The 14,070-nt window shown below is 44.3% G+C and carries 14 protein-coding genes and 2 pseudogenes; 8 read left to right on the forward strand and 8 right to left on the reverse strand.

Translation table 11 applies throughout. From position 1 onward, the window contains the following. Window positions 1-136: 136 nt before the first annotated feature. A complete protein-coding gene (locus tag HRQ91_RS01085; RefSeq protein ID WP_210119886.1) occupies window positions 137-1,015 on the reverse strand; it encodes a PfkB family carbohydrate kinase in 879 nt (292 codons plus the stop codon). Window positions 1,016-1,169: 154 nt separating this feature from the next. Here HRQ91_RS01085 and HRQ91_RS01090 point away from each other — a divergent pair, with 154 nt between their 5' ends. Both HRQ91_RS01090 and HRQ91_RS01095 read left to right on the forward strand, forming a co-directional pair. Next, window positions 1,170-1,946 carry an SDR family NAD(P)-dependent oxidoreductase gene (locus tag HRQ91_RS01090; protein WP_210119887.1) on the forward strand — a complete coding sequence of 259 codons (777 nt, stop codon included), beginning with the start codon at window positions 1,170-1,172 and terminating at the stop codon, window positions 1,944-1,946. Window positions 1,947-2,216: 270 nt separating this feature from the next. After that, complete coding sequence (locus tag HRQ91_RS01095) at window positions 2,217-3,521, forward strand: sn-glycerol-1-phosphate dehydrogenase (protein ID WP_210119888.1); 1,305 nt, start codon at window positions 2,217-2,219, stop codon at window positions 3,519-3,521. Window positions 3,522-3,683: 162 nt separating this feature from the next. On the opposite strand, the gene HRQ91_RS01100 is transcribed toward HRQ91_RS01095, so the two are convergent. From HRQ91_RS01100 to HRQ91_RS01125, 7 genes and pseudogenes are all read right to left on the reverse strand, one after another. Further along, window positions 3,684-4,739 (reverse strand): extracellular solute-binding protein, encoded by a 1,056-nt coding sequence (locus tag HRQ91_RS01100; protein WP_210119889.1) that lies wholly within the window; start codon window positions 4,737-4,739, stop codon window positions 3,684-3,686. A gap of 107 nt (window positions 4,740-4,846) precedes the next feature. Continuing rightward, window positions 4,847-6,520, reverse strand: a complete 1,674-nt coding sequence (locus HRQ91_RS01105; RefSeq protein ID WP_210119890.1) for an ABC transporter permease — start codon at window positions 6,518-6,520, stop codon at window positions 4,847-4,849. Window positions 6,521-6,609: 89 nt separating this feature from the next. Next, window positions 6,610-7,731: an ABC transporter ATP-binding protein gene (locus HRQ91_RS01110; protein ID WP_210119891.1), complete on the reverse strand. Its 1,122-nt coding sequence runs from the start codon at window positions 7,729-7,731 to the stop codon at window positions 6,610-6,612. A 205-nt stretch (window positions 7,732-7,936) separates the two neighbouring features. Beyond that, window positions 7,937-8,083 (reverse strand): annotated as a pseudogene (locus HRQ91_RS01115) (Txe/YoeB family addiction module toxin); the annotation flags it as partial. Beyond that, window positions 8,079-8,204 (reverse strand): annotated as a pseudogene (locus tag HRQ91_RS11815) (type II toxin-antitoxin system RelB/DinJ family antitoxin); the annotation flags it as partial. The pseudogenes HRQ91_RS11815 and HRQ91_RS01115, both read right to left, overlap by 5 nt. A gap of 12 nt (window positions 8,205-8,216) precedes the next feature. Beyond that, window positions 8,217-8,555: an endoribonuclease MazF gene (gene mazF, locus HRQ91_RS01120; protein WP_210119892.1), complete on the reverse strand. Its 339-nt coding sequence runs from the start codon at window positions 8,553-8,555 to the stop codon at window positions 8,217-8,219. Next, complete coding sequence (locus HRQ91_RS01125) at window positions 8,549-8,782, reverse strand: AbrB/MazE/SpoVT family DNA-binding domain-containing protein (protein WP_210119893.1); 234 nt, start codon at window positions 8,780-8,782, stop codon at window positions 8,549-8,551. The genes mazF and HRQ91_RS01125 overlap by 7 nt, the downstream gene beginning before the upstream one ends. A gap of 228 nt (window positions 8,783-9,010) precedes the next feature. Between HRQ91_RS01125 and HRQ91_RS01130 the strand changes: the two genes are divergently transcribed. From HRQ91_RS01130 to HRQ91_RS01155, 6 genes are all read left to right on the forward strand, one after another. Then, window positions 9,011-9,523, forward strand: coding sequence for a ClbS/DfsB family four-helix bundle protein (locus HRQ91_RS01130; RefSeq protein ID WP_210119894.1), 513 nt, complete (start codon window positions 9,011-9,013; stop codon window positions 9,521-9,523). Between the two features lie 253 nt (window positions 9,524-9,776). Further along, complete coding sequence (locus HRQ91_RS01135) at window positions 9,777-9,947, forward strand: hypothetical protein (RefSeq protein ID WP_210119895.1); 171 nt, start codon at window positions 9,777-9,779, stop codon at window positions 9,945-9,947. Between the two features lie 134 nt (window positions 9,948-10,081). Beyond that, window positions 10,082-10,795 carry an MmcQ/YjbR family DNA-binding protein gene (locus HRQ91_RS01140; RefSeq protein WP_210119896.1) on the forward strand — a complete coding sequence of 238 codons (714 nt, stop codon included), beginning with the start codon at window positions 10,082-10,084 and terminating at the stop codon, window positions 10,793-10,795. An 86-nt stretch (window positions 10,796-10,881) separates the two neighbouring features. Beyond that, window positions 10,882-11,940 carry a FecCD family ABC transporter permease gene (locus HRQ91_RS01145; protein WP_210119897.1) on the forward strand — a complete coding sequence of 353 codons (1,059 nt, stop codon included), beginning with the start codon at window positions 10,882-10,884 and terminating at the stop codon, window positions 11,938-11,940. Next, entirely contained in the window at window positions 11,937-12,725 is a 789-nt protein-coding gene (locus tag HRQ91_RS01150; protein WP_210119898.1) for an ABC transporter ATP-binding protein, read from the forward strand. The genes HRQ91_RS01145 and HRQ91_RS01150 overlap by 4 nt, the downstream gene beginning before the upstream one ends. 31 nt (window positions 12,726-12,756) lie before the next feature. Further along, the gene (locus HRQ91_RS01155; RefSeq protein ID WP_210119899.1) at window positions 12,757-13,893 is read left to right on the forward strand and encodes an ABC transporter substrate-binding protein; all 1,137 of its coding nucleotides are present in this window, start codon (window positions 12,757-12,759) and stop codon (window positions 13,891-13,893) included. Window positions 13,894-14,070: the final 177 nt, after the last annotated feature.

Here is a 14,070-nt window from a genome sequence, read left to right on the forward strand (position 1 = left end):
CTCCCGCAGGCCGGCATGCAAACATGAAGTTTAATTTACGACGTAAATTTTTAAAGATAAAATCACCGCATTTAGATGATTTTTCTTTTTCGCTATTCTATTGTTATTTTGATATTTTGCAAGGCTTTTTTCGGGGTTAAATACCGAATTCTTTAAATTTATTTAAAAGCTCTTCGTCGTATTCGGGAATTGCGCCCTGATGCGCGCAGACATAATCCGCAAGGGTTGATCCGAAGGCCAGCGCCTGTTGTAAAGAAGCGCCTTTAAGAATCATGTACAGAAAACCGGCGGACAAACTGTCTCCGGCGCCGACCGTATCTACGACGGTTATGTCTTTACAGTCCTGCCGGAAAATTTTTCCATCCTTTGTACAGCAAACCGAACCTTTTTTTCCGAGAGTTACTAAGATTATATCGAGCGGGTATCGGCGAAAAAGCTCCTCTATCGTTTCATCGAAACTCTTTTTACCGATGTCTACGGCGTTTGCTATAACGTGAATTTCGTCATCATTAATTTTAAGGACTGTGGCGTGACGAAGCCCTTGATCGATTATTTCCTTGCTGTAAAAATTTTTACGGATATTTACGTCGAAAAATCTTACGGGGACGTCGAGAGTGTTCCATATTCGGCAAAGGGCTTTTCGGTTTTGTTCGCTGCGTTGTGCAAGAGTTCCGTAACATAAAACGTCGAACGGCCCTTTTAGCTCATCGGAAATTTTTATGTCGTCCCAAGCGCACGGCTCGTTAAAAGCGTAGTCGGCTATTCCGTCAACAAGAAAAACTTCAGCCTTCCCGGTAGGAAATTCGCTTATATGAATATGCTCGGAGCCTATTCCGAATTTTTTAACCGTGTTCAACGCCGACCGCCCCAGTTCGTCATCTCCTACCGCGCTGACGATAGTTCCCGTTGCGCCGAGTTTTTGAAAATGCGCAGCCACATTTAACGGGGCGCCTCCGATTCGCGCCGAATCTTTGAATATGTCAAAAAGTATTTCTCCGAAACAGATAAATTTCATATTATTCAATCATTATAACATAACAGTCGCTATAAGGCGACCATTTCGTTGCCGTATTGTTGCCGCCGAAGCGGCGGTGCAGGCCAGTTATTTGCGCGTGCCCGTATTCAAAAATTTTTTTTGCGGGTATAATGAATGGGTCCCGGAGGATGAAATGGACGATTTTAAAAATGTTTTTTCATTTGAAGGAAAGACGGCTTTAATTGTCGGCGGAGGCGGAATAGGACTTCCCATTGCTCAAGCTCTTATGGAAAACGGCGCCGATATTATCCTTGCCGGCACAAAGGAAAAAAAAGCTGAAAATCCTTTACCGGAGATCGCGAAAAGAAAGCATAAAAAGTATTTTTTTGTAAAGGTCGATTTACTTGATGCAAAAAGCTGCGTGAACATGGTGGAAGAAGCTGCTTTGAAAACCGGGCGTATAGATATTTTGGTAAACGCGGCGGGCGTAAATAAGCTTAAAAAGGCGGAAGAATACGATGACGAGACTTGGGACTATGTTCTTGGAATAAATTTAAGAGGATTGCATTTGGTAACTTCCGCCGTGGGAAAGCATATGATCAGGCGGCGGTACGGAAGAATCCTTTCCGTGTCGTCGGTAAAGTCGTTGATCGGTACGGATCAGGATTACATCGCATATTGTGCGTCAAAGGGCGCCGTGAACATGTACACAAAACAGTTGGCTTGCGAATGGGGAAAGTACGGAATAACGGTTAACGCGATAGCGCCCACTTTTACGCGGACGGCCATAAATTCTTTTCAACTGGACGATCCTGTTTTTTATAAGAATTTGATAAACAGGATTCCATTGGGTAGAATCTGTACGACAAAAGATTTGGCCTATGCCGCCTTGTTTTTTTGCAGCGACGCGGCCGAATTTATTACGGGGCAGATTCTCTTTGTGGACGGCGGCCTAACTTCAAAACAGTGACGGTACTTAAACAGCGAGTTTTCCTTCGAAAACTCGATTATTGAATTGTGCGCTTATGCGCACGTATAAAAACTTTTTTGTAAATCGAAATTTCCTCGCATACCGTTTTGTAAGGAGTTGTTTAAAAGCCGTCGCTGTATGCGCGCGACGCTTTTAATTTCGAGTTTCCCTGCGGTAAACTCGTTTCATTTAACTGTGCGCAAAAAGCGCACGAAAACGGCACGCTCGGAAATCGAAATTTCCTCGCATACCGTTTTGTAAGGAGTTGTTATGATTATTTCAAAACTGATGCTGCAGCGCGGAGCGCTTAACGAAGTCTCAAGGGCTTTTGCAGAAACATTTCCCGGTAAAAAACCGTTGGTAATAGAAGATACGAATACGAAAAAAGTCGCAGGCGACTATGTCGTAAAAAAATTCGGCGGATGCGATGCGCATGTTTTTGACGGATCCGAAGTTTATGCGGACGACAAACACGTGGACATTGTCCGCGATCTTCTTTTAAAAGACAATGATTATATTGCCGTGGCCGTCGGCGCGGGAACCATAAATGATTTATGCAAAAGAGCTTCTTATGTCGCGGGAGAAAGGCAATACATGTGCGTTGCCACGGCTCCTTCCGTAGATGGTTTTACAAGCAACGGGGCTTCGATTACTGATAAGGGACTTAAAGTAACGCTTTCTTGTCCTGCTCCGCTGCTCGTTATTGCGGATCCCGACATTTTGTCCTGCGCGCCCATGCCTATGATCGCATCGGGTTACGGCGATCTTGCGGCAAAGGTGCCGGCCGGCGCCGACTGGTTTATTGCGGACATTCTAGGTATAGAAAAAATCGACCGCAAAGTATGGGAAATGGTACAGCCCTCGCTTAAGGAAAAACTTTCCTCCCCGAAAGCTTTAAAGACAAGAGAACCTTCGGCGATAGGGGCGGTGTTTGACGGTCTTATTCATACGGGATTTGCGATGCAGGAATACTTTGATTCAAGACCTGCAAGCGGATACGATCACTTGCAAAGCCACGTTTGGGAAATGAATGACAGCTGCGAAGTCGACGGAAAAGCCGCTTCCCACGGATTTAAAGTTGCCATAGGAACCCTTTCAAGCACCGCCTGCATGGAAGAGATCCTTAAACTTTCAAAGGAAGACGTAAAAAAGCAAGTTTTATCCTATATCCCTCAGACATGGGAAGAAAGGCAGGCTTCGATAAGGCAGGCGGTAAAAGTTCCTTCGGTGCAGGACAGGCAGATTGAAATTTGTTCAAAGAAATTTCTTGAAGGCGAAAGTCTTAAAAAGCGCCAGCAGGAGATAATTGAAAAATGGGATCTCATAAAAGAAAAAATAAAAGACCAGATCATCCCGTTTGATAAACTGAAAAAAATGTTTTCGGAAGTGGATTGCCCTACCGAGCCTGTGATGATCGGGCTTTCCAAAGAAGATCACATTTACGGAATGCGCGTAGCGCAGATGATGAGGAACAGATACACGGTATGCGACCTCCTTTATGAAACGGGGCTTTTGGATAAATTCATATCGATCGTCACGGATCCTGCGAGCGGTTATTTTTCTTCTTGGAGATGATAAAAGCGCCGGTTATTCGGGAATCAATCGGCGACAGAAACTGAAGCGTCAAAACTTACATATTTAAGCGGCAAAGCTATGCATTCAAGCGGCGGGACTTACATCTTTAAATGTCGAGCGCATGCGCTATAAAAAAGACCCGGAGGCGTCCGGGTCTTTGGTTTATTTGCTTATTCTAGCCCAAAGGGTGTTCCATTTGTCGAGCATCGCGGTTTTGCCGTCGGTTACTTTTTTTACGGGGCGGTTTACCCATTTTATATCGGAAGAAGCCTTAAGCCATGCGCCTGAAGGAATCTTGTAGTTGCGGTTTGTAAGGCGTAAGGTACCTTCCATGTATTTTGCAACTGCGGTTTGTCCTTCCGCCGAGCAGATAAAATCCGCAAAGGCTTTGGCAGCCGCCATGTGAGGCGCGTTTTTAATGACCGCAACACCGTATGCGGCGGCGGAAGTTCCTTCGTCGGGGTACTGAACGCGGATGTTTTTAGCTCCGTTTTGCAAAAGTTTTACGGCGCCGTCTTCGTATGTAAGACCGACGACGTATTCTCCGTCATGTACGGAATTGAAGCATACGGACGATGATTTTACGACGATTAAGTTGGCCATAAGTTTTTCCATATAATTCCATGCTTCCGGAGTGTCATAGCCGAATACGGAAAAAATATTGCATAAGTTATTCCATGCGGCGGAAGAGCTGTTCGGGTTGGAAAGGACTATCTTTCCTTTGAGTCTCGGGTCAAGAAGGTCCGCATAAGAAGTGATCTTCATACCGAGTTTTGCTTCCAATTCGGTGTTAACGCAAAAACACACGGTTGAAAGGTGATCCATAGAATAAAATCCGTTCGGGGTAGAATAACCTTCCATCGCATATTTTGTTTCATCGGAAACCCAGTGCTCGAAAAGATCCGAATATCTGTCTCCGTCGGAATCGCACAGCCCGCCCCAAGTAACGTCTCCCTGGGGATTATTGGCTTCGGCCTTGATCCTTGCAACAAATTCACCTGCGGCTCCGCTCACAACTTCGACATTGATGTTGGGATACTTTTCATTAAAACATGAAAGAAGAGCTTCAAGATCGAATTCCGTCATTGAAGAGTAAAGAACGAGCTTTGTCCCAAGCCCTGAAGAATCCTTCTGTGAAGAAGTATCTTTGTCACCCGCGGCGAAAACAAGCGCACCCGCAAAGAATAATGTCAATATGACAGTTAATAATTTTTTCATCGTATAAACCTCCTGTGATGAAAATTAATTTAAACCAATATGTTAGAGAAGTGCTGATTAAAGCGAGGAGCGCATTTAATCAGTAGTTCCTTTTAACTCGCTTTTCGTCAGAGGTTTACGTCTTCCGACTTGCTTATAGCAAGATAGAACATCAGCGAAATACCTGTTATGACCGTAAGTATGGCTGCAAACGCCGAAGCCAATCCGTAGTTGCCCCGTTCTATCGCCACGTACGAAGACATCGTAAGCGTAATCGTTTTATTGTTGTATAAGATGATGGCGGAACTTACCTCCGTTACTATGGAAACCCAGCTTAAGATAGCTCCCGCAAGAATTCCATTTGACATCATGGGTACCGTTACTTTAAAAAATGTCTTCATTTTGCTTGCGCCCAAACTTATTGCGGCGTCTTCTATGGACATGGGAATCTGCATTAGGTTTGCCGTTGTGGAACGAATAGTATAAGGCATCCTCCTTACTACCAAAGATATTATCATTATGGCAAGAGTTCCCGTAAGCGCAAAAGGTTTTTTTCCGAAGGCGAGCAGCATGGCAATACCTATTACGGAGCCGGGCATAATATAAGGCATCATGGAAATGGTGTCGATCGTATTATTGATAAAATTGCCGCGCCTTACAACAAGGTATGCGATGATAATGGCGATCAAAATTATTATCGCTAAAGAGCCCACGCCGAGAATTGCCGTATTCTGTATGGATCGTACTAAAAGTTTTTTTACCGCCTGTTGGTAATTTCCCAATGAAAATCCCGGAAGAAAAACGGAACCTTTGCTGTTTCTAAAAGAAAGATAGATTATAAACGCCTGAGGAAGGACTGCAAGAAAAATGATTACGTAGCTGTAAAGGTACATAAAAAATCCCGCGATACCTCTAGGGTCCTTTTTATCTACCGAATGAAGAGCGTTTATGGAAAATCTGAATTTATTTGTAGTCCATTTTTGAACAAAGAATACCAAAGCCGTCACTCCGATCGCAATTACGGACATCGCGGCTGCAAAGTTGTAATCCTGTCCGTTTTCACCCAAATACTGATCATATATCAGAACGGGCATGGTTTCGTAGCCTTCGCCGATTATCTGTGGGGTTCCGAAGTCCGCGAAAGCCCTCATAAAAACGATAAGAGCGGCGGCAAGAACCGTAGGCATGGAAAGAGCTATTACGATTTTTCTGAATCGTGCAAATCCCGTACAGCCCATGTTTGCGGACGCTTCCATAAGAGAATTATCAATGCTCTTAAAAGCTCCGTTCATGTAAATAAACACTAGAGGAAAAAGTTTTAAAGACTGCGCAAGCACTATTCCTTTAAATCCGTAAATGGAACCTATGTCGATTCCTATATTCCTCAAAAAACTCGTTATGACTCCGCCGCGTCCCAAAAGCATTACCCAGGCATAAGCTCCGAGGAAAGGAGCCGACATACAGCAAAGAATGCTTGTTACAAAGAGAACTTTTGCGCCTTTAAGTTTGTAAAAGGAGTAAAAATACGAAAGCGGAATACCGATCAACAGCGAGACAAATGCGATCACTATCGAGCTGTGAAAACTGTGCCAGATTGTAATCATATAGTAAGGAGTATTAAAGAATTTTTTAAAATACGAAAAAGTATATCCTCCTTGCGGATTTCTTATAGATTCTTTTAGAAGTCCGTACAAAGGATAAACAAGATAAAGACCGAATACGCAAAGGATGCCTATGGACAGCAACGTCCAAATTTCCATTTTTTTGTGTTTAACAGTTCCGATATTTTTTGTATTAGCCATATGACTCCCGTCCTTACAAAGCGGCATGCGAGGAGATTTCGATTTCCGCCCTGCCGTTTTCGTGCGCACATTGCGCGCTGTTTAATTCCTTATTGGTTTTCCAGATCGTTATTAACGCCTTGAAGAATGTTTTTGCTGCCGTCTTCGTTAAAAAGATTTACTTTTTGAGTGTTGACGGAGAGTTTTATTTCCGTTCCTGGCTCAATGGTTGAATCAATTGTGGATTCTTGGATTATCACGACTTCTTCGCCTGTGGAAAGATGTACAAAGTAATGAGTGTTAAGGCCGAGGAACACGCAGTCGTCTACGGTTCCTTTTATCCCGTAAGCGCTGTTGTCGGATGTGAGAAGCAATTCTTCAGGCCGTGCGGAAATAATGATATTTTGCTCGCGCTTTTCTTTTGGATCTATGTTTTTCATTTCAGCCTTATATCCGCACTTGGTGACAAAATACGCTTTATCGTTTTCGATTTCAAGCTTTCCGTTTAGAAGATTTGATCGTCCTATGAATGTTGCAACAAAGATATTTGCAGGCCGCTGATAAAGATCTTTGGGTTTTCCTATGTGCTGGATAACTCCGTTATTCATTACGGCTATCCTGTCGGAAACGGCCATGGCTTCTTCTTGATCGTGGGTGACGTAGACCGTCGTAATTCCCACGCTGTGTTGGATGTTTTTGATTACCGTCCGCATTTCTATGCGCAGCTTTGCGTCCAAGTTTGAAAGAGGTTCGTCCATCAAAAGCACGTCGGGTTCTATGCAGAGGGCGCGCGCAAGAGCGACTCTCTGCTGCTGACCGCCTGAAAGCCGTTCGGGCATTCTGTCTGCAAGTTGATCTATCTGCATGAGTTTCATGAATTTTTCAGCTTGGGACGGAATTTGTTGTTTTGTAAACTGGGGCTTATTCGTAAGGCCGAATTCGACGTTTTTACGCACCGTAAGGTGAGGGAAAATCGCGTAGTTTTGAAAGACCATTCCGATATTCCTTTTGCCCGGATCCATATCGTTTATTCTTTTATCGTTAAAATAAAAGTCTCCGCCTTCGATGGAATTAAAACCTGCGATCATTCTTAAAAGAGTCGTCTTGCCGCATCCGGACGGGCCGAGCAGTGTAAAAAACTCTCCTTGCCGTATCTTCAAGTCGAGATTTTTTATTATAACGGCGTCCCCGTATTTTTTTACCGCGTCTTTGATAGTAATAGCTACGCTCATTCTTTACCTCTTGTTTTAGTGTTTTATAATTCCGTAGAATCTGTGGAAGATAAATTTGTAGGGAATACGATCTGCTCGTATTCCGGCTTGCGATACTTTAATTATTTGAACTGATATCATTTAAGTATATAAGCTTAAAAAACCTTGCGTCAAGTAGATTTTTAACAGAGGCGACAATAAATGGTGTGATGTAATCGCATTTCAATTAATCCTCATAATGTCCACGGCAGGAAAGAATTTCTAAAGTATTTTTGCTCGCTCGATACACAAGCCTGTTCACTTCATCAATACGGCGGCTCCAAAACCCGCTCAAGTCGCCCTTTAGGAGTTCAGGTTTTCCTATACCGTCAAAGTTTCTCTGCTTCGATAAGCTCATGTTCTACCCCTTTTCCGGCGTTCAGAGCTTCAATGCCGCAGCGTAAGTGCGTCATGTTACTTTCACTGTAGAACGGATCTGTTGATATTTCGAGCGGCCGTCGCCCCTGTCATTCAATCATCAATTTTATATTTTGAACTACGGAATCAATTTCTTCATCTGCTGCTTTTTCTATGAAATCGCAACTTCTTTGTTTCCAATCAAGGTTTTTTATCTGATCGCTTAATATGCATCCGTTTATAGAATGTTGATTCAACACGATCTCAAAAGGATACCCCTTTATACGGCTCGTAATCGGACAGAATAAAGCAAGTCCGATTTTTTGATTATAGCTTTTATGAGAAATACAAATTGCAGGACGGCGGCCTTTCTGCTCATGTCCTGTTTGAGGATCAAAATCAAGCCAGACCAGATCTCCTTTTTCAGGAACATAATTTGAATTTACCATTCTTCTTTACCAACGGCATATCCGGTAGAAACTTCCGAATGTATATTCTCTTCATTTACCAGAGCCAGCATATAATCAAGAGATTTTTTCTGCGGAAGAATAACGATCTTTCCTTTTTCTATAATCACTTCAACTTTACTGCCGTTTTTTATATCATTATCTTTAGCCCAAAGCGAAGGAATTCTGAAACCTAAACTGTTACCCCATTTATGAACTATAGTCTGCACACGATACTCCTTGACAACAAGTATATATATTGTATATACTTGTTGTCAAGGATATGCATTTGGGTTAGATTTTTATGTGAGGAAATATGGTATACGTATTAATCTGTATTATTTATAACTAAGTATGTAATTATAATAAATAATGATAAAAAGCGCCGTCTGAAATATCGCTGGCGTTTTTTATGCCGAATTTGCTTTGCGGCAAACATAGCTTTATAGGAGAAAAATATGCCCAGACCTAAAACCAAATCCGATTTAATTTTGGCGGCGAACGCGCAATTTGCAAAGCTGTGGGAACTGATCGGCGGAATGAGCGAAGAAGAAAAGTGCGCCGACATTTTCCCGAACGAGCGCGATAAAAACGTGCGCGATGTGTTGGTTCATCTTTATGAATGGCACTGTCTTTTACTCAATTGGATAAAGTCGAATGCGAGCGGGAAATCCGTCGCATTTTTGCCTGAGCCCTATAATTGGAAAACCTATCCTGCAATGAACGTTGGGTTTTGGAAAAAGCATCGGGGAACGCCGTATGTCGACGCGGAACAAATGCTAAAAAAGACGCATAAAGACGTCATGTCGCTTATCGAAACGTTTTCAGATGACAAACTTTTTTCAAAGGGCGCCTTCGATTGGACGGGCACGACGACGCTCGGCAGCTACTGTGTTTCCGCAACGTCTAGCCATTACGATTGGGCGATAAAGTGCTTAAAAAAAGCGCTGAAAAAACACAGAGAAACGTAAACCGCTCGGCAGCGCATAATAATTAATCTGTGCCGTAGATCTTTTTCCGTTCACAACGACTTTCCGCAAAATGGCGTTTATTCTTTTGATAACCGCGGAGGCTTGACTTACACCGAACTTCAACTTGTATAATAAAAACGTAAAATGTGTTCTGCTCCGTTTTGTTCAGCGGCGTGGCTTAAGAAAAGCGGAGTAGCGGTAAAGTGATAAAAAAACATCGCTCTGAGAATATATTTACGGGGTATAATAACGAATGCTAAACAAAGCAGATAAAAAAACACTCACAGAATTAAGAAGGATAACGAAGGACAAAAAAGCTTGGGAAACGACAATCGATGATGTCGCAGCTAAACTCGACGACCGGTATTCAGCGTATATAAAAGCAAAAGTCTTGTGGCTTCTCGGTGAAATGGGCTTGCGCTGAAAAATACGGAGTTCGCCTTTCGCCGTCTTTAATGCAGATACTGGATATAAAAGTCGGGAACAAATTGTTGGCAATCCGAAGCAGCGATATTGCCTTTACCTTAGGCGCCAAGGGCTCCTTGATACAAAAAGCGCATGAATACACGGGAGAAATCGAAGTTTTTTAACAGGAAGGCGCTCGTTCATAGAATGTTTGAAGATATTTTTCTGCATAAAAAAGTAATTCTCGAAAAGCTTGCGGCATACGGTTTTAAAAAAGAAAACTCTGCATACAAGTACAGGGTCGATATTCTGAACGGAGAATTTCAGCTGGAAGTTGCTGTCGGTGAAGGAGCCGTTCCCGATACGAGGCTGACCGAATATGTCACAGAAGAGGAATATGTGCTCTATAAAATGGATATCGCCGGTACGTTTGTGGGTGAAGTCAGAGCGGCCGTTGCATATGTCCTTCAAAATATTGCCGACAAATGCTATGAAACGGCGATTTTTAAAGCTGAGCAGACTGTCAAACTCATTGACTATGTCCGCAAAAAATACGGTGATGATCCGGAATATTTATGGGAAAAATTCCCTGCCAATGCGGTATGGAGACGAAAAGATAATCAAAAATGGTATGGAGCCCTGTTGACAGTATCTAAACGCAAACTTGGTATTGAGTCCGATGAAACGGCCGAGATCATCGATCTTAGAAGCGAACCGGCGGCATTGGAAAAACTGATTGATGGCGAACGCTATTTTCCCGGCTGGCACATGAATAAAAAGCATTGGTATACCGTCGTTTTGAACGGTTCCGTTCCTATGGAAGAAATTTGTCATAGAATAGATAAAAGCTATTTACTGGCAAAGTGAATAAAATTCGAGCGGCCGAAATAGTTTTTATCGCTTTTGTTGCGGCGGCAACAGCATTTGTTGTTAGCTTATGCTAACTTTTAGCAATGCCGATACTTCCGAACTATAAAACAGACGAACATATTCCTCGCCGCGAATCTCCCGTTTTATTCGGTCTTTTTTTGTTCGCTTTGCCGATCATCGCAATGATCGTAAGCTTATCTATCGGAAGATATTCCGTTCCGGCGAGCGACACGGTTCGAGCCGTAGTTCAACTTCTTGTCAATAAAAGCGTAGCGCTGGCAAAGGATGATGTCGAAGCGCAAATCATTATCGGCATCAGGCTTCCCCGCATTCTCTTGGGGCTTTTGTGCGGCTGTGCGCTGGCAACGGCCGGAGCAGGACTGCAGGCGCTATTGTCGAATCCGCTGGTTTCCCCCGACACTCTGGGGATAGCTTCGGGAGCGAGCTTCGGCGCGGCGCTGGCCCTGCTTTTGGATCAGCGATTGCTCATAGTGCAGTTGAGCGCAATGACGTTCGGTCTTCTGGCTTTGTATCTTACGTATCAAGCGGGAAAAATGAAGAGGCATCAATCCATGGTTATGCTGGTGCTGGCCGGCGTCATGGTGTCCGCGCTGTTTCAGGCGATGGTTTCTTTGATTAAGTATACGGCGGACTCGGAAGAAAAACTGCCTACGATTACCTATTGGCTATTGGGCAGTCTGAATAACGCAACATGGAAGGGCTTGGCCGTAGGCGCTCCGATTATTTTTGCGGGAACGCTGATTTTAATTCTTGCGCGCTGGAAGTGCAATGTGCTGACCTTATCCGAAGACGAAGCTAAATCCATGGGCGTCAATCTGCGCAAAATACGGCTGCTGATTATCATCGCATCGGCGGCGATAATCGCATCCAGCGTTTCCATGTGCGGGCAGATCGGTTGGGTAGGCTTGGTGGTGCCGCACATATGCCGCATGCTGTTCGGAAGCGACAATCAGAGAGTTATTCCCGCAAGCGCCAGTATCGGCGCGGTATTTATGCTGCTGCTGGATACTTTTGCCCGGAGCGCAACTCAGTCCGAAATACCTCTTTCCGTTCTTACGGCCATAGTGGGCGCGCCTTTTTTTATCATCCTGCTCAAGCGGACAGGAGGCGGCTGGAATTGAAATTTGAAGTCCGCAGCGGAACCTTTTCGTTTAAAGGCGCAGCTCCGATTTTACAAAACATAAACTTTTCTATAAAAGGCCGCTGCGTGCTGTCAATCCTCGGCCCCAACGGAGTCGGGAAAACGACCCTGCTGCGCTGTATGATGGGCATGCTCCCGTGGCAGTCAGGCGGTAGTTACGTCGACGGCCAAAATATTGCGGAGATTTCCGAGAAGGAGCTTTGGCGGCAGATTGCATACGTTCCGCAAGCAAAATACATGCCTTTTGCCTTTACCGTAGAAGAAATGATTTTATTGGGACGCAGCGTTCACACGGGATTATTCGGCACGCCCGGAGAAAAAGACCGGCAGTTTTGTGAAGAAGCGATGGCCGCCGTGGGAATTACGCATTTGAGAACCAAACACTGCAACCGTTTAAGCGGCGGAGAACTGCAGATGGTGCTTATTGCCCGTGCGCTGTGCAGCCGGCCTAAGATGCTGGTGTTGGACGAACCCGAATCGAATCTGGATTTTAGGAACCAGCTTATTATTTTGGAAACCGTCCGCCGCTTGTCAAAAGAGGACGGATTATGCTGTGTCTTTAACACCCATTATCCCGCGCACGCCCTGCGGATATCCGACCTGTCGCTGGTTCTGTCACGCGACGGCGAAAGCTTATTCGGCCCATCGGATGAAGTCATCACTTCAAAGACGATGGAGGACATTTTTAGGGTTCACGTGGATATTTTACAGGCTTCCTATTTGGGAGTGAATTATCATGCGGTAACGGCAGTCTCTTTATTGTGACTGAAATATATTACAGCAAGGAGTGTGGAATATGAAAAAAATATTTGCAGCTATATTATTTTTTTCTGTGGTATTGGGCGGAATGTACGCATCCGGCCAAAAAGATGAATCGGCTAAAGCGGCCGAGAATAAGGTGAGTGTCGAAACAGGCACTCACACGGTTGTAGATTTTAAAGGAAATTCGGTTGAAGTTCCCAATAAAATTGAGCGAATAGTCGTTTTAGGGCCATTGCCCGCGCCGACCGTTTTGACGGTTTTTCAGCAAGGCAAGACGAGCAACATAGTCGGAGTTTCTCCGGATTCCGTCAACGGGGCCAAGCACAGCATATTTTCAAAGTATGCGCCGAATTTTCAGAATATTTCGTATTCGTTTTATAACGGCGGAAAAGTGAATTTGGAAGAGCTGGTAAAGCTTAAACCCGATGTCGTCTTTTATATGGATGTGGCGGTTGCCGATCCGCTTCGCCAAGCGGGCATTGCGGCGGTAGCTTTAGTACACCCCGCAACCGGAGGAGATGCAAGTCCGCTTTTAACTTTAAAGTCGTGGATGGATACGATGTCTCAAGTGTTTCAAACAAAAAGCCCCGCAGAGGAAATTATCGCCTACGGTGAAAACGTAGAAAAAGAAATTAAGGCTCGCATCGCCACAAATCCTCTTTCCGAACAAAAGAAAATATTGTTCATAAGCAACTATACCGACAGCGTGTTGGCGGCTATGGGTAAAAAATCGTTCGGTCAGTATTGGGCAACATTGGTAGGCGGAATAAATTTGGGCGGCACTGCGGCTAAAGGCGCGCTGAATATGGAACAGGTATACAGCTGGCAGCCCGATCAGATTTTTATCCTAACCTTTTCCGATAAAACGCCCGACGATCTTTACAACAACACGGCCGCGCCCGGACATGACTGGAGCGGAATAAACGCCGTAAAAAACCGGCAGGTATTTAAATTCCCGTTTGGCATGCACCGCTGGTGTCCGCCAACTACGGATACGCCGCTTGCGATGTGGTGGGTTGCAAAAAACGCCCGCCCCGATCTTTTCGGCGACATAGACATGAATCAAAAAATCAAAGATTATTATAAACGGTTTTACGGAATGAATCTTTCCGACGAAGACGTGGACTGGATTTTGCATCCCCGCGCGGCGTCAAAGAGACAGTATTTTTAATTACAAGGACGTCCGGAAATTGGAATTCTTGAACGGTTTGCTTTTTGTGTGCCGGAGGTTGAAATACCTCCGGTTTATTTTAAGTACGATGGATTTCCGGTACCTAAATTGAAGTTATGGTATGACTACGATTGTGACGCTAAACTAAGCGACGCTATCCTTATCTTGTTGTTCTGC

The sequence above is a fragment of the Treponema parvum genome, assembly GCF_017893965.1.
In the GTDB taxonomy this organism is placed as follows: Bacteria; Spirochaetota; Spirochaetia; order Treponematales; family Treponemataceae; genus Treponema_D; species Treponema_D parvum.